The organism is Hymenobacter rigui (assembly GCF_003944715.1).
Classification (GTDB): domain Bacteria; phylum Bacteroidota; class Bacteroidia; order Cytophagales; family Hymenobacteraceae; genus Hymenobacter; species Hymenobacter rigui.
Map to the genome: position 1 here is coordinate 12,663 of NZ_RWIT01000014.1, position 16,899 is coordinate 29,561.

General features: G+C 59.9%; 19 protein-coding genes. 11 read left to right on the top strand and 8 right to left on the bottom strand.

Annotated features, from left to right (window positions below):
• Positions 1 to 86: 86 nt before the first annotated feature.
• The gene (locus tag EI291_RS18325) at positions 87 to 542 is read left to right on the top strand and encodes a hypothetical protein (RefSeq protein ID WP_125423451.1); all 456 of its coding nucleotides are present in this window, start codon (positions 87 to 89) and stop codon (positions 540 to 542) included.
• A 2-nt stretch (positions 543 to 544) separates the two neighbouring features.
• Here EI291_RS18325 and EI291_RS18330 read toward each other — a convergent pair whose 3' ends face one another.
• Together EI291_RS18330 and EI291_RS18335 are read right to left on the bottom strand one after the other, a co-directional pair.
• On the bottom strand, positions 545 to 1,081 hold the full coding sequence (locus EI291_RS18330; protein WP_125423454.1) for a GNAT family N-acetyltransferase: 537 nt from the start codon (positions 1,079 to 1,081) through the stop codon (positions 545 to 547).
• 107 nt (positions 1,082 to 1,188) lie between these two features.
• Complete coding sequence (locus EI291_RS18335) at positions 1,189 to 2,307, bottom strand: mechanosensitive ion channel family protein (RefSeq protein WP_240635592.1); 1,119 nt, start codon at positions 2,305 to 2,307, stop codon at positions 1,189 to 1,191.
• Positions 2,308 to 2,432: 125 nt separating this feature from the next.
• On the opposite strand from EI291_RS18335, the gene EI291_RS18340 reads away from it, so the two are divergent.
• Positions 2,433 to 3,236, top strand: coding sequence for a class I SAM-dependent methyltransferase (locus EI291_RS18340; protein WP_125423457.1), 804 nt, complete (start codon positions 2,433 to 2,435; stop codon positions 3,234 to 3,236).
• Between the two features lie 6 nt (positions 3,237 to 3,242).
• Here the strand turns inward: EI291_RS18340 and pncA are convergent, their stop codons facing one another.
• Positions 3,243 to 3,839 carry a bifunctional nicotinamidase/pyrazinamidase gene (gene pncA, locus EI291_RS18345; RefSeq protein WP_125423460.1) on the bottom strand — a complete coding sequence of 199 codons (597 nt, stop codon included), beginning with the start codon at positions 3,837 to 3,839 and terminating at the stop codon, positions 3,243 to 3,245.
• Positions 3,840 to 3,984: 145 nt separating this feature from the next.
• On the opposite strand from pncA, the gene EI291_RS18350 reads away from it, so the two are divergent.
• Complete coding sequence (locus EI291_RS18350) at positions 3,985 to 4,413, top strand: BLUF domain-containing protein (protein WP_125423463.1); 429 nt, start codon at positions 3,985 to 3,987, stop codon at positions 4,411 to 4,413.
• 125 nt (positions 4,414 to 4,538) lie between these two features.
• The gene (locus tag EI291_RS18355) at positions 4,539 to 5,423 is read left to right on the top strand and encodes a hypothetical protein (RefSeq protein WP_148103429.1); all 885 of its coding nucleotides are present in this window, start codon (positions 4,539 to 4,541) and stop codon (positions 5,421 to 5,423) included.
• Here EI291_RS18355 and EI291_RS18360 read toward each other — a convergent pair.
• Positions 5,407 to 5,958 carry a 2'-5' RNA ligase family protein gene (locus EI291_RS18360; RefSeq protein WP_125423468.1) on the bottom strand — a complete coding sequence of 184 codons (552 nt, stop codon included), beginning with the start codon at positions 5,956 to 5,958 and terminating at the stop codon, positions 5,407 to 5,409. The genes EI291_RS18355 and EI291_RS18360 overlap by 17 nt on opposite strands.
• Before the next feature lie 56 nt (positions 5,959 to 6,014).
• Positions 6,015 to 7,586 carry a T9SS type A sorting domain-containing protein gene (locus tag EI291_RS18365; RefSeq protein ID WP_125423471.1) on the bottom strand — a complete coding sequence of 524 codons (1,572 nt, stop codon included), beginning with the start codon at positions 7,584 to 7,586 and terminating at the stop codon, positions 6,015 to 6,017.
• Between the two features lie 266 nt (positions 7,587 to 7,852).
• On the opposite strand from EI291_RS18365, the gene hutI reads away from it, so the two are divergent.
• Positions 7,853 to 9,118 carry an imidazolonepropionase gene (gene hutI, locus EI291_RS18370; protein WP_170172715.1) on the top strand — a complete coding sequence of 422 codons (1,266 nt, stop codon included), beginning with the start codon at positions 7,853 to 7,855 and terminating at the stop codon, positions 9,116 to 9,118.
• 71 nt (positions 9,119 to 9,189) lie between these two features.
• Here the strand turns inward: hutI and EI291_RS18375 are convergent, their stop codons facing one another.
• Genes EI291_RS18375 through EI291_RS18385 form a run of 3 tightly spaced genes read right to left on the bottom strand, consistent with a single transcriptional unit; the run spans position 9,190 to position 12,307 of the window.
• On the bottom strand, positions 9,190 to 10,158 hold the full coding sequence (locus tag EI291_RS18375) for a hypothetical protein (protein WP_125423477.1): 969 nt from the start codon (positions 10,156 to 10,158) through the stop codon (positions 9,190 to 9,192).
• A gap of 42 nt (positions 10,159 to 10,200) precedes the next feature.
• Entirely contained in the window at positions 10,201 to 11,760 is a 1,560-nt protein-coding gene (locus tag EI291_RS18380; protein ID WP_125423480.1) for an outer membrane beta-barrel protein, read from the bottom strand.
• Complete coding sequence (locus tag EI291_RS18385) at positions 11,753 to 12,307, bottom strand: RNA polymerase sigma factor (protein ID WP_125423483.1); 555 nt, start codon at positions 12,305 to 12,307, stop codon at positions 11,753 to 11,755. The genes EI291_RS18380 and EI291_RS18385 overlap by 8 nt, the downstream gene beginning before the upstream one ends.
• Before the next feature lie 247 nt (positions 12,308 to 12,554).
• On the opposite strand from EI291_RS18385, the gene EI291_RS18390 reads away from it, so the two are divergent.
• From EI291_RS18390 to EI291_RS18415, 6 genes are all read left to right on the top strand, one after another.
• On the top strand, positions 12,555 to 13,352 hold the full coding sequence (locus EI291_RS18390) for a PhzF family phenazine biosynthesis protein (RefSeq protein ID WP_125423486.1): 798 nt from the start codon (positions 12,555 to 12,557) through the stop codon (positions 13,350 to 13,352).
• Positions 13,349 to 13,750, top strand: coding sequence for a DoxX-like family protein (locus EI291_RS18395; RefSeq protein ID WP_125423489.1), 402 nt, complete (start codon positions 13,349 to 13,351; stop codon positions 13,748 to 13,750). The genes EI291_RS18390 and EI291_RS18395 overlap by 4 nt, the downstream gene beginning before the upstream one ends.
• A gap of 18 nt (positions 13,751 to 13,768) precedes the next feature.
• Positions 13,769 to 14,503, top strand: coding sequence for a DUF2071 domain-containing protein (locus EI291_RS18400; RefSeq protein WP_125423492.1), 735 nt, complete (start codon positions 13,769 to 13,771; stop codon positions 14,501 to 14,503).
• Between the two features lie 68 nt (positions 14,504 to 14,571).
• Positions 14,572 to 15,261, top strand: a complete 690-nt coding sequence (locus EI291_RS18405; protein ID WP_240635593.1) for a class I SAM-dependent methyltransferase — start codon at positions 14,572 to 14,574, stop codon at positions 15,259 to 15,261.
• Positions 15,245 to 15,640: a hypothetical protein gene (locus EI291_RS18410; protein ID WP_125423498.1), complete on the top strand. Its 396-nt coding sequence runs from the start codon at positions 15,245 to 15,247 to the stop codon at positions 15,638 to 15,640. The genes EI291_RS18405 and EI291_RS18410 overlap by 17 nt, the downstream gene beginning before the upstream one ends.
• Positions 15,641 to 15,754: 114 nt before the next feature.
• Positions 15,755 to 16,828, top strand: coding sequence for a tetratricopeptide repeat protein (locus EI291_RS18415; RefSeq protein WP_125423501.1), 1,074 nt, complete (start codon positions 15,755 to 15,757; stop codon positions 16,826 to 16,828).
• The last annotated feature ends 71 nt before the right edge of the window (positions 16,829 to 16,899 follow it).

A 16,899-nucleotide genomic window follows, 5' to 3' on the forward strand; every position in this document is an offset into this window, starting at 1 on the left:
AATCTGCTAGCTTCGTGGCTCGCTCAGGCGGCATCATTCTCTGGCAGTTAGGCACTGCTGTACTGGCTGTTTTTGCTTTGCGCTCTATGAACCCGATTCTGAAAAAACTGAACCTGAAAGAAGGCAGTACGGTATTTGTCCAGAATTTTCCGGCCGATTTGTCGGCACTGCGGGCCGATTTGCAGGCCTTGGCTGTGGTTACGGAAACGCTGGATCAACCCGTGGAAGCGGCGCTGGTGTTTGCCACTACGCAGCAGCAAATCAACGAAACTGCCCCGGCCCTAGCCACTCAGGCCCCCGGCGACGCCACCGTGTGGTTTGCGTATCCCAAAGGCAGTTCCAAAAAATACCGTTGCGACTTCAATCGGGATACTGGCTGGGCTGTGCTCGGAGAATTGGGGTTTGAGCCCGTTCGGATGGTGGCCATCGACGCCGATTGGACGGCGCTGAGGTTTCGGCGGGTGAGCTACGTAAAGCAACTGAGCCGCTCCAGGGCACTATCGGCAGAGGGACAGCAGCGGCTGGCGGATAGCGGCCAGTAGCACTACGCTGGCTGCTGAGCCCGCCACTCGTGCTCCAGCATGCTCATCTCTACCAAGCTCCAGTATTCATCATCGTAGCGCAGGATGTCGCGCGAGCAACCTTCGCGGTGCATCCCGGCCCGGGTGTATGCCCGGATGGCCGCCTCGTTGAAATCGTACACGCCCAGGTCAATGCGGTGCAGGTGCAGCTGCTCAAAGCCGAAGCGGAGCACATCGGTGAGCATGCGGGTGGCCAGCCCACGGCCGCGCTGCTCCGGCGCAACAAATACCCGGCTGATGCGGGCCGAGCTGTTTTTCTGACTGAGGCTGCCTAGTGAAATGTGCCCGACCACGGCCCCGGTGGCAGTGTCCACGGCCTTGAAGATGAACACGTCCGACTCGCCGAGCTGGTTAGTATCCTGCAGATACCAGTCAAGCTTGTCGGGGGTGAGGGGGAAATTGAACATCGGGCCGGCCCAGTTCATGAGCAGATGCGGCGTGTCAATCCAGGTAATAAGTTGGGAGAAGTCTTCGGGGGTAAAGTATTCCAGACGGATCATGCAGCAGAGAATGAACCAGCTGAAAAGCCGCCTGTCGGGCAGGTCAGACCGGTTCGTAACTCTCAAAGATACGGCCCGCACCACGGGTTTTAGTACGTCGGCTGGTTTTATTCGGCTGCCGCCGCCGCCGGGGCAAACGGCTGGTCGGTAGGTTCGGTGAGGGTGCGGGTTTTGGGCAGACTATCGGGGTGGTGCTCCTGAATAAAGCGCACCAGCTGCTCGCGCACTTCGCAGCGTAAATCAAAGGCGCGGCTGGAGTTGGCAGCACTTACCAGGCAGCGCAGCTCCAAGGTCCGCTCCTTGGAATCAGTAACCTGTAGCACGCACACGCGCTGGTCCCAGAGCGGGTTAGCTTCTACAATGCGCCGAAGCTCGCTGCGCACGGCCTCCACCGGAATCGTATAGTCGGTGTACAGAAATACGGTGCCCAGCAGCTGCGAGGTGGTGCGCGTCCAGTTCTGGAAGGGCTTTTCGATGAAATAGTTGAGGGGCAGCACCAGCCGCCGCTCGTCCCAGATGCGCAATACCACGTAGGTAAACGTAATTTCCTCCACCCGGCCCCATTCACCTTCCACTACCAGCACATCATCCAGCCGGATGGGTTGCGTGAAAGCAATCTGGAAGCCGGCCAGCAGGTTGCTGATGGAGCGCTGGGCCGCGAAACCTACAATCACGGAGGCAATGCCGGCCGAGGTGAGCAGTCCAGTCCCGATTTTGCGCACCGTGGCGAAGCTCATCAGCACCATAGCCACCGCCACAAAGGCAATGAGGGAGGCTGCGAGCTTCTTCACGAACTGTAGCTGTGTGAACAGCTTCCGCACTCGCAGGTTGTCGGCATCGGTAATCTGGTAATGTCGCTGCACCAGGGTCTGCACCACATCCAGGGCTTTAATCAGGCACCAGGCAAACGTGGTCAGCAGGGCCGTTTCCACGAGGCGGCGCGCTACTTCCAGCCCCTGATTATCAAGCAGCGTGAGGGGTAGGGTGAAGGATACCACCAGTACCGGCAGAAACCAGCTGACCGGCCGGCACAGATGCTCTGTCACGGACTGCGCCATCACGCCGGGCTGACGGCGGGCATAGCGGGCCAGTGCCCCGAACAACAACTTGCTCAGCAGCCACCCGGCCACCAAACTGCCCATTACTACGCCTGCCGCGCGCAGAATCCGCTCAAGCGGGTCAGGAACTAAATCAGGGAGCTGAAACGGCATATCGGGCGGCAGCATGAACAGAGAGGCACGGAAGAAGCATGGGTATAGGTACCCAGACCGCCCGCGAAAGGTTATAGGCTGCAGTGGTGGCTGCCCGCCGAAAATATCTGCACTTTACCTGCCCAATCAACTAGCTGCTCATGAGTGCCGCCGATAACTACCTGGAGCTGAACCGCCGACTCTGGAACGCCAAAACCGAGTATCACGTGCAGTCGGAGTTTTATGACGTGGCCGGCTTCCGGGCCGGAAAGTCCTCGCTGAATGAAGTAGAGCTGGGGCTACTAGGGGAAGTAGCGGAACAGCAGATTCTGCACCTGCAGTGCCATTTCGGGCTGGATACGTTGTCGTTGAGCCGGCTGGGGGCGCAGGTGACCGGCGTGGATCTGGCCGAAAATGCCATTGCCTACGCCCGCACGCTGGCTCATGAGCTTCACCTGGGTGCGCAGTTCATCTGCGCCGACGTGTACGCGCTGCCGCAGCACCTGCACCAGCAGTTTGATGTGGTCTTTACCTCGTATGGGGTGCTGGGCTGGCTGCCGGATATGGAGCGCTGGGCCGCTGTAATAGCACATTTCCTGAAGCCCGGTGGCCGGCTGGTGCTGGTGGAGTTTCATCCGGTGGTATGGATGTTCGACGCCAGCTTCAGCCGCATCGACTATGCCTATTTCAACCGGGAAACCATTGCGGAAACGGAAACCGGCACCTACGCCGACCTGACGGCTCCCATCCGGGAAACGGCCGTTTCCTGGAACCACAGTCTGGCGGAAGTGCTGGGCGCGCTGTTGCGGCAGGACTTGGCAGTTGAGCAGTTTGAGGAGTATGACTACTCGCCCTACAATTGCTTTGCCGGGCTGGAGCAGGTGGCAGAGCGCCGCTACCAACTGAGCGCCCTGCCCGGCAAGCTGCCCATGATGTATTCCGTAGTAGCCCGGAAAAAGGCCTAACTGCTGCTATTCAGCCGCGAATTGGGCACCGCGCTGTTCCAGCTGGCGGCGGGCCTGCTGGTAGCCTTCGGGGGAAATGGCGCGGGTTGCAGCTTCCAGAAACACCACCGCAAAGCCTTCCTGCAACGCATCCAGCGCCGAGAAGTACACGCAATAGTCGGCCGCCAGCCCACATACGTGTACTTCCTGCACACCCCGGCCGCGTAGGTAATCGGCCAGGCCGGTGCTTTTGCGGTGGCCGTTATCGAAAAAGCCGCTATAAGAGTCAATTTCTGGGGAGGTGCCCTTCCGGAAGATGGCCTCAATGCGGTGCTGATCCAGCTGAGGGCTGAACTCGGCGCCGGGTGTACCCTGCACGCAGTGGTCGGGCCAGAGGGTTTGAGGCAGACCGTGGAGGTCAATCTGTGAGAAAACGGGGTGGCCCGGATGCTGGCTGGCGAAGCTCTGATGGTTGGCCGGGTGCCAGTCCTGGGTGGCCACTACCAGTTCGTAGCGGGGTTGCAGCTGATTTACCAGCGGCAGAATCTCGTGGCCGCCAGGCACAGCCAGGGAGCCGCCAGGCAGAAAGTCTAGTTGAATATCAATTAGCAGAAGTGCCTTCATTGGTGGATAGAGAAAAACTGTTCAGTGAAAATTCATATTGGGAAACAGGAAATTCAAAATAGTGCGCCGAAAAAGTCAACACTGCATAAATATTGTCGTATTTTTTACTGTTGTAATCATACTTCTGCTATTCAGTTGTCGAATCATGGCTCCCTTACATCATCTTATTTACCAAAGTACAGCTGCTGTAGCTTTATCCGGAGCCGATTTAGGTCGGATGTTGAGTCAGTCACAGGCTCGTAACGCAGCTGCGGATGTTACGGGCATGCTCCTGTACGATGGCAACCGGTTTCTGCAGGTGCTGGAAGGACCCGCTGAGGCGGTACTCGCCACCTTCGCCCGCATCCGTACCGATTGCCGCCACACCGAAGTGCAGGTACTGGCTAATGGCCCGATTGCGCAACGCCAGTTTGGGCAGTGGGCTATGGGCCTAGTGAATTACGTGTCCTGCCCGGAAGAGGGTTTTGCTGATCCCCAACCAATTATGCTGACGATAACGGATACGGCGCTGTGCATGTTGCTGCATGATTTTCAGCAGTATACCGGAGCAGTGCGCCAGCAGCATCTGCTTTAGCCACGTTGTTGAGGCAGTACCTCTGCAATATGTACTTACCTTGTGCCCTGCCAGCCACCGACCCGGAGTTTTGGCGGTGGTAGGGCGTAGTAATGAGAATATTTTTCTTTGTGAGAGTAGGCGTTGTGCTGAGCGCCGCAAGCATCACGGCGCATGGGCAGGCGCAGCCGGCTGCCCGGGCCATTCCGGGTACGCAGGTCTGGCTGACGCCACCAGCTGGTTTCGGACCGGCGGCCGGGTTTACGGGGCTGCGGCGCGGCGAGGCTGTGCTACAGGTGTTTGATCTGAAAGGCAGCAACTACTACCAGCAGGCCGGCGGTTTCAGCAAAGCCCGATTTGAGGCCCGGGGCGGCCAGGTGTTGAATTACCAGGAAGTGCAGGGAACTGCCTACCCGGCCCGCTTGGTGCGGGTACGCCTGTCGCCCACCCAGGAGTCGTCGCAGCTGCTGTTTGGCGATTCTACGTTTGCTGTTCTGCTGGATGCCCGCTACCCCGCCGCCGATACTGCCCTTGCCTCCCAGTTGCGGCGCAGCCTCCTGAGTGCCACCTATCAGAAAACAGGAGCTTCTGTCCAGCCGGGAGTTGCCGTGTTTGCGTTGGACGAGAAGAAGTCACCCTTCGCATTGCAGGAAGCCCGCAGTGGCCGTTACGTGTACACCGTGGAAGGTCAGCGCCCATCGGAGGCCGCGTCAGAGCCACAGATTATCATCACCACGCACCCCTACAACCCCTCCATCACGGCGGCCGACATCAGCCGGCAGGTGCTCAGTCAGCGGCCGGGCCTGACGGGCTTCGTGGCCCGCAAGATGACCTCGGGTAAAGTGAATGACCTGGTAACCTACGAAACCGAAGGCTTTGCTCAGCTGCAGGGCAAGCGGGTGCTGGTATATCAGCAGGTAAGTATTGTTGGGAGTACGGCCGTAGCCATGCAGGGCATTGCCAGCCAGGATGCGGAAACAGCCCTGGCCCAGTTCAAAAGCCTGACGCACACCATCACCGCCCGGAAATAGCTCCATCGGTATCCTCGGGGCCGGTGAACGGTATCTGCGCCAGTTGTTGCCAGGGGCCGCCCTGGTATGCCCACACGGTAAAGCCGGTGCCCTGAATCACGGCGGGCCGAAAGCTGTTCTGCAACTCTTCGTGGAGGGCTTTGGCAACGGCCGGGGCCACTTTATTCTGTACCGTTATGTGAGGCCGTAGCGGCTGCCGGTCCTGCGGAGTCAGCCACTCTGCCCATTGCTGTTGCAGCGTGCGGTGCACTTGGAGCAGGCGGGCGTTGTCGAGAGAATATGCCACGCCGTTGCCCAGAAACCGCACGCCGGTCAGCTGCAGCGTCAACCGGGGTACGGTAGCGGCAAGTACGGCCAGTTCTTGTTGGATGGCAGCCAGTTCGGAACCGGGTAAATGGTGGAAAAGCGTGACATGCGCCTCCAGAAAGTTGCGGTCCGGTGGGAAATGTTGCTGGCGCAGATGCGTAAAGTGCTGGTGCGCCTCTTCATTGAGCGTCAGCGTCAGGATAACAGGAGCGGTATCGGGCAAAGTCATGCCCTTTCTACGTAAAAAATACCGTTGCCGACGGAGCCTGGCCTGCTACTCTATCCTTAAGGAGCCATCAGCACAAGGCGGGAGGTAGAGCTGGCAGCGCCCTGGCTTACCCGCAGCATGTACACTCCGCCGGGCAGCCCGGCAGTGCGGAGCTCGGTGCTGGTGCTGCCGGCTTCCAGCCGCTGCTGACGCACTACGCGCCCCTGAATATCACGCAGCTCCAGGGTAGTGGTAGCCCCAGAAGCCGGAAGCTCCACCTGCACGACCGTGCTGGCCGGGTTAGGATACAGCTGCAGCTTCCCGGCGCGGCTGACGGGTAGTACCGAGGAGTACGCAACGTCACCATTCTCATCGTGCGTGGCCAGGCGGTAGTAGCTGGTGCCGGGCAGAGGCGCAGTATCGAGGGTAGTGTACTGCTGGCCATTGGGCTTGTTGCCCGCCTGTACCCGCTGTACCGGCGCCCAGGCGGTGCCGTTCGGGCTGCGCTCAATGGCAAAATAAGCTGTGTGCTGCTCGCTGGCAGTGGCCCAATTGAGGCGCACCCCCTCGGAAGTAGCCGAAGCGGCAAACTTCACCAGTTTCACGGGCAGCGGCAGCGCATCCCGGAAGCTCACGGCATCTCCGCGGGTGCAGCCCAGCGCCGCCCCATACGAGCGGCCAGTGTAATTGCCGGTTTGGTTGTCAATCCGGAAAATCTCGCCGGTAGCGGACCGCACGGCATATACATTGTAAAACCGGTCCGAGAACATGGAACCGATGTTCTTGTCGTTGGCAGTGGTGCCGGGTACCGGCGTGGTAATATTGGTGGTTGTGGCCACTGGGGCCGAGGCCGGGTTGCGCACCGTCAGGTACTGGTCAGTAAGACCCAGGTAGCTCACCAGGTTGCCGGTTTCCTTATCAAACACCCAATCCTGAATTCCGCCCTCCGGCGTTGGCCCGGAGCCGTTGGAGCGGATGTAGGTTTCCGTCTGGCTGCGGAAGTTCTCCACCACGGCGGCCGTGGCGGGGTCGGTGGTGTTCAGCCGGAGCCAGACCGGGGCCGTTATAGCCGTCAGGTTAATGGTGCCCACGTACAGCCGCACGTCAGTGACCTGCGCCGAGGCGGGTATCGGAATACCGAAAAATGTGGAAAAAATGACCCGAAAAGTAGCGCCGCCGGTGTAATACGTGCCATCGGGGCCACTGTCGGCCACGAAGTTGAGCGTCTGACGTACATCAATGGCCGTTTGAGTGCCGGTAGTGGGGGTGAGCTCACCGGTGGGCGGAGTGGGTGGGGGCGTCACCGGGCCGATGGAGTCGGCAACGGCCGTGCTCAGGTTAATGCGGTAGAGCTGCGGAACGAACGTGGTGAAGTTGGAAAGGCTCTGCTGCTCCACCCGCATGCCATACAGCACCGATTGATCGGCCTGATTGTACCCTAGGGCATTAATGATGAGTTTATTCCCGTTGGCGCTGCTCTGAATGGTGCCAATGGGTTGCATGGAGCCGTCCTGTGCAATCTGATAAAGCTGCGAAGGGTTACGCGCCGAAGCCGGGCAGGCCGACGAAACGGCGTAGCTACTGGTAGGAAGCTGGGCCAGTGCTGTTTCTGTACTGAAGATCAGGCAGGCAAGTAGAAGCTTTTTCATTTTGGGAAAGCAGGTTAGGGATAAACCGTTTCGTAACCATCTGTAAAAGCTGTTCTTAGCAGCACTGTAAGGTACGAATTGCGAGACTTTAAACTGCGTTTTCCCAGAAATGGATGCGTAATATTTGGTTGATTCTTACATACTTATATAGAAGTAAGGAAGTGCTATTTGCTGTTGGCTGGTTCCTAGAGAAGCCCAATGGCAAAAGGCTGCGTGAGTTCTGTGGGTTCTGCGCATCTTTACTATCCACCCTCATCGTTCCTGCAATGGCTTACACCATGCTTCTGCGCAACTGCGGCCAACTCCTCACCCTGGCCGGACCCGCTACCCATCTGCCGCTGGCCGGGGAAAACCAGCGCAACTGGCGTGTCATTCCGGATGGCTACGTGGCCTGCGTTGATGACCGAATAGTGGCTACAGGGCCTATGGCGGAACTGGATGATACGCTGGTTGCAACGGCTACCATTGTGCTGGATGCCAGCGGGCAGGTGGTAATGCCGGGGCTGGTGGAGTGCCATACGCACCTGGTGTTTGGTGGCAACCGGGCCCACGAGTTTCAGCGCAAGCTGCAGGGCGAAACTTACCTCGATATTCTGGCCAGCGGCGGGGGCATCCTGAGTACCGTACGGGCCACTCGTGCCGCTTCCGATGAGCAACTGCTGGAGCAGGCCCTGCACCACCTGAAAGGGTTTCGGGAGTATGGAGTAACCACTCTGGAAGCAAAGAGCGGCTACGGCTTGGATGCCGAAACGGAGCTGCGGCTGCTACAGGTGGCGCGGGAGGCCGGCCGCCGCCAGCCAGTGCGGGTGGTACCCACTTTTCTGGGAGCCCACGTACCGGGGCCGGAATACCGGGGCCACCCTGCCGACTATCTGCACATGCTGGTGCAGGAGGTATTGCCGAATATTTACCCGGAAGAGGTGCCTTTCGTGGATATTTTCTGCGAGGAAGGTGCCTTTTCGGTGGCCGAAGCGCGCCGCTACCTGGAGCAGGCCCGGGCCCTGGGGTTTCAGCTGAAAATTCACGCCGAGCAGCTCCACGACCTGGGAGGGTGCGAAATGGCCGCCGAGCTGGGCGCCATCAGCATCGACCACGCCGATTACCTCACGCCGGCCGGCGCTTCGCGGGTGGCGCGGGTATCGGGGGGGCGTACGGTGGCGGTGCTGCTGCCGCTGGTGCCGCTGTTTCTGCGGCAGGAGCGGTTTGCGCCAGGCCGGGCGTTCATTGATGCGGGGCTGCCCGTTGCCATCAGCACCGACTTCAACCCCGGTTCCTGCCCCAGCAAAAACCTGTGGCTGGCCCTGTCGGTGGCGTGCCTGAAAATGGGCCTGAATCCGGCCGAAGCCGTAGCGGCAGTTACCCTGAACGCCGCCTGGGCCGTCGGGCAGCAGCGGGAATGTGGCAGCCTGGAGCCCGGCAAGCGCGCCGATATCCTGCTGCTGCACGTGCCCTCCCTGGAAGAAATACCCTACTGGCTGGGCGAAAACCCAGTGCAGCAGGTCATCATCGGTGGGCGGATCCAACACGCATAACGCATTACAGCCGCTGCCTGGCAACTATGCCAGCGCAACGGCTGTGGTGTATACAGGGCTTGAAAACGTGTTTACAGCGTGTTCAGGCTGGCTACCAAATCGGCAGGTGTGGTTTCCTGCAGGGTGGGACTCAGGTCAGCGCCGGCCTGTACAATACCATCTTTGCGGCCGAAGTACAGCTTGCCATTTTCTGTCCGGATAACTACCACGCTGACGGAGGCACCCTGCGGAGCCCGGCTGGCCCGGAAGATGTTCGGGGCCGTAAAGTCGCACATCGACAGCGTACCATTAAAGGAGCGGAACACGGCAAATACCATGGTGTTCTGCATGGGGTCGATGTTGGTGCCGGGTACCGTAACGGTCAGGGGCAGGGTAGGCGTGTAGTAAAACCGGTCACAGTTGAACCAACCAATACCAGCGTTGTACAACAGGCTGCTCACCGTAATAATATGGCCGGTAGGAGTGGGGCTGATGCTGGAGCCGGGGTCCGTGTTAACCATCCAGTTGAAGCAGCTGGTTTGGGCCACCGGAGTAGTAGGGGCCACAAACAGGCGCATGGTATCCTGGGAGCTGACGCCGGGCGGGTTCAGCGTCTGAATACGGATACTGGCATTGGCAGCAAGCCGGATGCTGGAATCCTGGGCGGCGCGCAGGTACACTTCCCCCGCCGATTTCAGTACCGTGCCATTGGAAATGGTGGGCATGTTGCTGAGCACCATATCGGCCCGGCTGAACACTTCCCGCACGGCCAGCTCAACGAGGCCGGTTACGGGTTGGCCATTTTTCAGGAAAGCATTGGGAGTAATGGTGAAAACAGTGCCTTTCTGGCCCGTAAACGTGTTGGAACGGGTGGGGTCGTACATGAATTTCTGCACTGGCGGACCCAGCTGCGTCAGGACTTCCTTGATGGTAGCCGGCACCGGTACGGGAGGAGCAGGCGGGGTGCCATCGTCGCAGATAACTACGCCGGAATCAAACTGGCAGGCGGAGAATAACAGGCCGGGCAACGCCAGCAGGGTAGCAAACAGGAAGCGTTTCATAGGGTAGAGGCAAGTAATGCTGAGTGGATAAAAGACAGAGGATTATCGTTTGCGCGGGTCCAGGTCCCAACTATAGCCTACCTGTACGCCCACGCCCCAGGGCCGCCGCGGGGCGCTGCTGGAAGGAGCCGTGAGGGAATTGAGAAACAGCTGACCCTGCGGGCGAAGTGTGAGCCACTGGCCGGGCGCAAACTGGTAGCTGGCAAAGGCTCCGGCCGTCAGGGCCAGGTTGGTACGGCTGAAAGTGCTGTCGGGCATGTCACTGGTCCATTCGCGCTGCCCACAGTTGCAGGCAGAGCCCTCGGTAGTGCGGGCGCTGGTCAGGAAGGCCAGGGTGCCGCCGCCCAGCAGGCCGTAGCGCCAGCGCTGGTTGCCGCCCAGGGTAAGCTGGGCCTGTACCGGAATGGTGATGAAGCGGTACACGTCGCGGAAATCAATCTGCCGCAGTGTTTCGGAACTGGTCTTTCTGAGCTGGTAATGCAGCGAGTTGGCGTACTCTGAGTACCCCAGGCCGCCGGAAACAGACAGCTGGCGTGAAAAAGCATACGTGCCCGAGACCTGCCCGCTGAAGCCCATACCGGGGCGCTCCAGGCGCTCCAGCTGGGTGGCCGAGGCCCCTATCAGGCGGTACGTCACGTTTTGTCCCAGCAGAAGCTGTGCGCTCCAGTTACGCAGGCGCAGCTCCTGGCGGGAAGGCTTCTTCCGGGCCCGCCGCTGCCGTTTCACCTCTGGCTCTTCCACCTCCAACGCCTGAGGACGTACGGCCAGCAGGTCCAGCGGCTCGTTGCTGAGTTTTGTGGCGCGCGTACTCTTGCGGCTGCCCGCAGTGCCTGTGGAGGTAGTGGAACTGGTAGTGAGTGAATTTCCCGGCCGTATGTCCGTGCGGGCCCGACGGCCGGCGCGGGAGTATCTGCTGCCATCAATGCCGCCTCGTGTAGCTGCCTCGCGGGAGCCAAACCTGACCCGATGCGTACCGGAGCGAGTGGCAGCCACTGCCAGCAGACCAAGCCCCCCTGTGCGTTGCCGTGCCCCACGTGTGGCAGTAGCGTCCGCAATTTCGGCGGAACGTCTGGCAACACCGGTCAGCCGTTCCCGTTTAGTGCGGGCGGTGATAGTAGGCAGGATGTGTGGCGCGCGGCTTGGTAGCACGGAGGCTCGGCCGGAAGTGGCTTTGCTGGTGGCCGAGGCCGCAACCTCAGGAGCTGCAGTAGCTGAAGGCGCCGCAGTTGCAGGAGTCGTGGTGGTGCGCGGCGTGGCCGCTGCCTCAGCCGGCTCTGTAGCCAGGCGGGGGGGAGCTGCTGCCACGACAGGAGCTTCTCCACTGCCTTCTGACGTAGTTCTGGCTGCAGTCGGCTTTCCGGCGTCAGCGAGGTTGCCGCCGGCAAATGTGGCAGAAGACGGCCAGTAGTGGCTGCCGACCAGCACGCTGCCGCTTAGAAAGCCCAGCAGCAGCAGGACCAGCAGAGGACGCCAGCGGCGGGGCTGCCGGGCGGGCACCTGCTCCCGAATGCCGGCCCACACCGACTCCGGTGGCGCGCTGCCGTAGCCCTCCAGCTTGCGACGTAAGTCGTGGTATAGTTGTTCCGAGTCGTTTTCAGTCATGGTACAGCGGCGTATGTGCCTGTTGAGTCAGTCGTTCTTCCAGCAGGCGGCGGGCCCGGGAAAGTTGTGATTTACTGGTGCCTTCCGAAATACCCAGCAGCTCCCCGATTTCGGCGTGCGAGTATCCCTCGATGGCATAGAGGTTGAGCACCGTGCGGTAGCCCGGCGGCAGCGTGTTTATCAGGCGCACCAGATCATCGGCCGAAAGCTGGTCGAAAGGCGTACCGTCAGGATGATGCACGTCGGTGGCTTCTTCAACTTCCAGCTGCTGACCGCGCTGCCGGCTCTGGTGCCACAGGTTCAGAGAAGTTGTCACGGCAATGCGGCGCGCCCAGGCTTCAAACGGGCCTTGGTTGCGGAACTGGTCGAGCCGGGTAAAAATCTTCACGAAGGTGAGCTGCAGGGCATCTTCCGCCTCCTCCCGCGAAGGGCAGTAGCGCAGGCACACGCCCATTAATTGGTAGCCCAGCCGCTCATACAGACCTCGTTGAGCGGCGGGCCGTCCGCGGCGGCAGCCCTCCACGAGTGCGTCAAGTGATTCGGCCATAGGCAGGGGGAATAAACAGGTAGAAATATCGGACGCTAGCGTTTTGCAGCCATGACCGGCTGCCCCCTGCTTCGGGTTGCGTGAGCTAGTCAACTTTTTTATCCGGTAATAATAATGGCGCAAGTTACCGGCGGTATTGCACTAACCAGTAGTTTCGCCGGCGCTGCGTGGCTCGTTGGCTGGCAGCCTTCACCTGGCAGGCCATTTTACCCGAAAACGGGTCGGCGCTGTCACTTATCTGCCTGCTATGCTGCTGCCCATTTATCAGATTGACGCCTTCACCAACCGGCCGTTTGCCGGTAACCCTGCCGCTGTTTGTCCGCTCACGGAGTGGCTGCCCGCGGAAACCATGCAGGCCATTGCCGCCGAGAATAACCTGGCCGAAACCGCCTTCTTCGTGCTACGGCAGGGCAACGAGTATGAAATCCGGTGGTTTACGCCGGCCGTGGAGGTGGAGCTGTGCGGACATGCCACGCTGGCTTCGGCCCACGTGCTGTACCGCCACCTGAATTTTCAGGAACCGGAAATTATTTTCCACTCCAAAAGCGGCCCCCTACGGGTAAGCCAAGCCGACGCCGGAATGCTCACGCTCGATTTTCCGGCCCGGCCTCCGCACCCCATTCACCAGCACCCCAATGGCCTGCTGGATGGCCTGCGGGCTACCCCATTGCAGCTGCTGGCCGGCCCCGACCTGGTGTGCGTATTTGCCACCGAAGCCGAAGTGCGCGCCCTGCACCCGGATATGACGCATCTTGCCAAGGTGGAGTACCGGGCCGTTATTGCCACTGCCCCCGGTACCGATGGCGTGGACTTTGTGTCGCGCTTTTTTGGTCCGCGCGTGGGTGTACCCGAGGACCCCGTAACCGGCTCGGCCCACACTACCTTGGTACCCTACTGGGCGGAGCGCCTCGGGAAAACCCACTTCCACGCCCGCCAGGTGTCGGCCCGCAGCGGCGACCTGTGGTGCGAGCTGCGCGGCGACCGGGTGCTGATGAGTGGCCACGCCGTAACGTACCTCAAAGGCGAAATTGAAGTGGCCGGATGAATGGTAGCCACTCCCGGGTCTGGGAGCGGCTATTGCGCGGCGGTATAGCGGCAGTGTGGCTGATAAACGGGCTGCTGTGCAAAGTGCTGCTCCTGGTGCCGCGTCATGAGGCCATCGTAGCCCGGATTCTGGGCCCTACCCATGCGGGACTACTCACGCGAAGCATCGGGGCAGCGGAAATAGTACTGGGCCTGTGGATACTCGGCGGCCGGCATACTAAACTAACGGCCTCCTTTCAAATAGCCTTGGTACTGGTGATGAACGTGCTGGAGTTTTTTCTGGCTCCAGACCTGTTGCTGTGGGGCCGACTGAACCTAGGCTTTGCGGCAGCATTTGCGGTATTGATATATTATCAAGAGTTTATACTTAAAGTGACCAGTCGGCGTCGCCGTGCCTGACAATAATTCTACTCACCGATGACCATTGCGCATCATCCCTTCGGCATCGACGCGCTGCTGAGCCGTACAACGGTGCTGACGTTTGCCGCGCCAGCTGCCGCGCTACAACGCCTGCTTCCGGCCTGTCTGACTCTCGACACGCTGGACGATACCTGGGGCTTTATGGCGGTAGCTTTAGTGCAAACGCGGCAGTTGCGCCCGCAGGGCCTGCCAGCCTGGCTGGGGCATAGTTTCTTTCTGATTGGGTACCGGGTATTCGTGCGCTACACCACGGCGGCCGGAAAGCGGCTGCGCGGTTTATATATCCTAGGGTCAGAAACCGATAAGCGCCACATGCAATGGCTCGGCAATCTGCTTACCTCTTACCATTACCGGACCGTAGACATACGCCAGACGGCCACAGCCACCAGTCAGGCAATCCTGTCCAGGCAGGCGGGGCTGTGTATTGAGGTGGAAAACTTGATTGATGAGCCGGAATTACCGGATGGCTCGCCGTTCCGGAACTGGCAGCAGGCCCGGCGGTTTGCAGGCCCCTTGCCTTTTACCTTTTCGTGGTGCCCGGCTACCAAGCAAGTGGTAATCGTGGAAGGCGAACGGGAGGAGTGGCGGCCCCAGCCGGTGCGCGTCGTAGCGGCAGAGGTGGCCTTTATCCGTAACCTCGGGCTCGGTGAAGTCCGGCTGGCGAGTGCTTTCACCATGCAGAACATTCCTTACCGGTGGAAAAAAGGCCGGACTGAAACGTGGGCCGGATGAGAAAGCAGGCTGAGGGCGTTAGGAACATCGTACAATTCAACTGGCATTTCTACGCCGGTGCCGGGCTGATGGTCCTATTGCTGGCCGTGGGTATTGGGGTGGCCAGCGACCATCCTGCGTGGCGCTTGGGGTTGTGGCTGATATTGCTGGCTGTGCTGCTGCCCACGGTAGTTTCCCTGCTCATATCCTGGTATGTGTACGATATTTCGGGACTGTATGGGTTTCGGTGGCTGTCATGCACAGCAGCACCGCCACAACGGGTCGTGAATATCCACGCAGGCTTCGACGAAACCAGTGCCCTGCTGCGCCAACGGTTTCCGGGAGCTGCGCTGCGGGTGCTGGACTTTTACGACCCAGCCGAGCACACGGAAATTTCCATCCGACGGGCGCGGGCGGCCATAACGCCGTACCCCGGCACCGAAGCCGTACGCCCGGCCCAACTGTCATTGGCTACGGCTTCCATCGATTTGGTAGTGGTGATGCTGGCGGCCCACGAAATCCGGCATCCAGCCCAGCGGGTTGCATTTCTGTGCGAAATAGGCCGGGTGCTGACTCCGAACGGACGGGCCGTGGTAGTGGAGCATCTGCGGGATTCGGCCAATTTCATGGCCTATACCGTCGGGTTCCTACACTTCTACTCACGGGCTACTTGGTTGGCCGCTTTTCGAGCAGGCGGGTTGCGCCTGGAAAGGGAGCAGAAGCTGACGCGCTTTATTTCTGCCTTTACTCTCAGTGCTATTAATGGAACTGCATCTTAAAATTATCGGCGCATTGCTGATTGGGCTGGCCTTTCTACACGCTGGCTTTCCGAGCTATTTCAATTGGGCGACTGAGTTCAAGCCGCTCAGCCTGATTAACCGGCAGATGATGTACGTGCACACGCTGTTCATCGCGCTGCTGGTACTGCTTTCTGGATTACTGTGCCTGAATTTTGCGCCGGAATTGGTGCAAACGCATCTGGGGCGGGTAGTATGCTTGGGAATGGGGATTTTCTGGCTGGTGCGGTTGGTGGTACAGTTTGCAGGTTATTCGCCCTTGCTGTGGCGGGGTAAGACATTTGAAACTACCGTGCATAGTGTGTTTTCCCTGTTTTGGCTGTACCTAACGGTTGTTTTTCTGCGAATATACTGGCAATAATATCTGCTAAGAATTACTACATATCCACAAAAAACGGCGGTTGCTGCACCGAATATGGCCTTACATGCCTAAACTGCTATCCAATTCACTAGCTGCATAATTCCCCTTTACTATATGTCCGTGTACCAAAAAGCTTCCCTTGTTGCGCTGCTGCTGGCGGCTTCGTTGTCCACCCAGGCCCAGACTACTGCTAGTAGTCAGGAGCTGGTGAAGCAGGGCGTTTCTCTCTTCGACCAGGGCAAGTACGATGAAGCTGTACTGCGCTACAAGGAAGCCCTGAAGCAGGACCCGGCCAATACCACTGCCCGCTACGAGCTGGCTATGACGTACAACGCCCTCGACCGGAACGAGGAAGCCGTGGAGCTGTGCAAACAGCTCCTGAAGCAGGACCCCAACCCCGGCGCTTCTTTATACAGCACCTACGGCAATGCGCTGGATGGGCTGAAAAAGCCGAAAGAAGCCGCTAAAATATATCAGGAGGGCCTGAAACGGTACCCCAATGATGGGGCGCTGTACTTCAACCTCGGGGTAACGCAGGCCACAGCCCTCAATCAACCGGCTGAAGCCACGGTCAGCATGCAGCAGGCGGTGCGATGCCGGCCGGTGCATGGCAGCTCGCTGAATGCCCTGGGGCTGTTGCAGCAGCAGGAAGGCAACCGGGTGCCGGCCCTGCTGGCAATGCTGCGTCTGCTGCAGGTGGAGCCCACCGGCCAGCGGGCCGAGGCGACGCTGAAAAGATTCGATGCGTTGATGGGACGAGGCGTGGAGAAAACCGGCGAGAAGGCCATTACCATCAGCATCCCCTCCGAAACCCTGAAAAACGCCGGCAAGAAAGGTCGCGCCGACAACTTCGGGCCCGCCGATATGATGCTGAGCATGAGCGGCGCGATGGATTACACCGAAGAAAATAAGGACAAAACACCCACCGAGCAGCTTATCCGGAAGCTGGAATCGTTGATTGGCGTGCTGGCGGAGCTGCACCCCGAAAAGCAGGAGGGCTTTACTTGGCAGTACATGGTGCCCTACTTTGTTGAGTTGAAAAAACAAGGCTATCTGCCGGCCCTGGCGTACTCCATTCAGGCCTCCCGCGCCGGCAGCACCCCCGAAGTGCAGACCTGGCTGGCCAACCATACCGCCACCGTGGACGAGCTGCGCACCTGGTCGGCGGCGTACCCGTGGCCGAATTAGGCGCGGAGCCGCTACCCGCGCAGCTGTTCTCGCCCGTAGTCGTTGCGTTCCAGCACCTGCTCCACGAACAG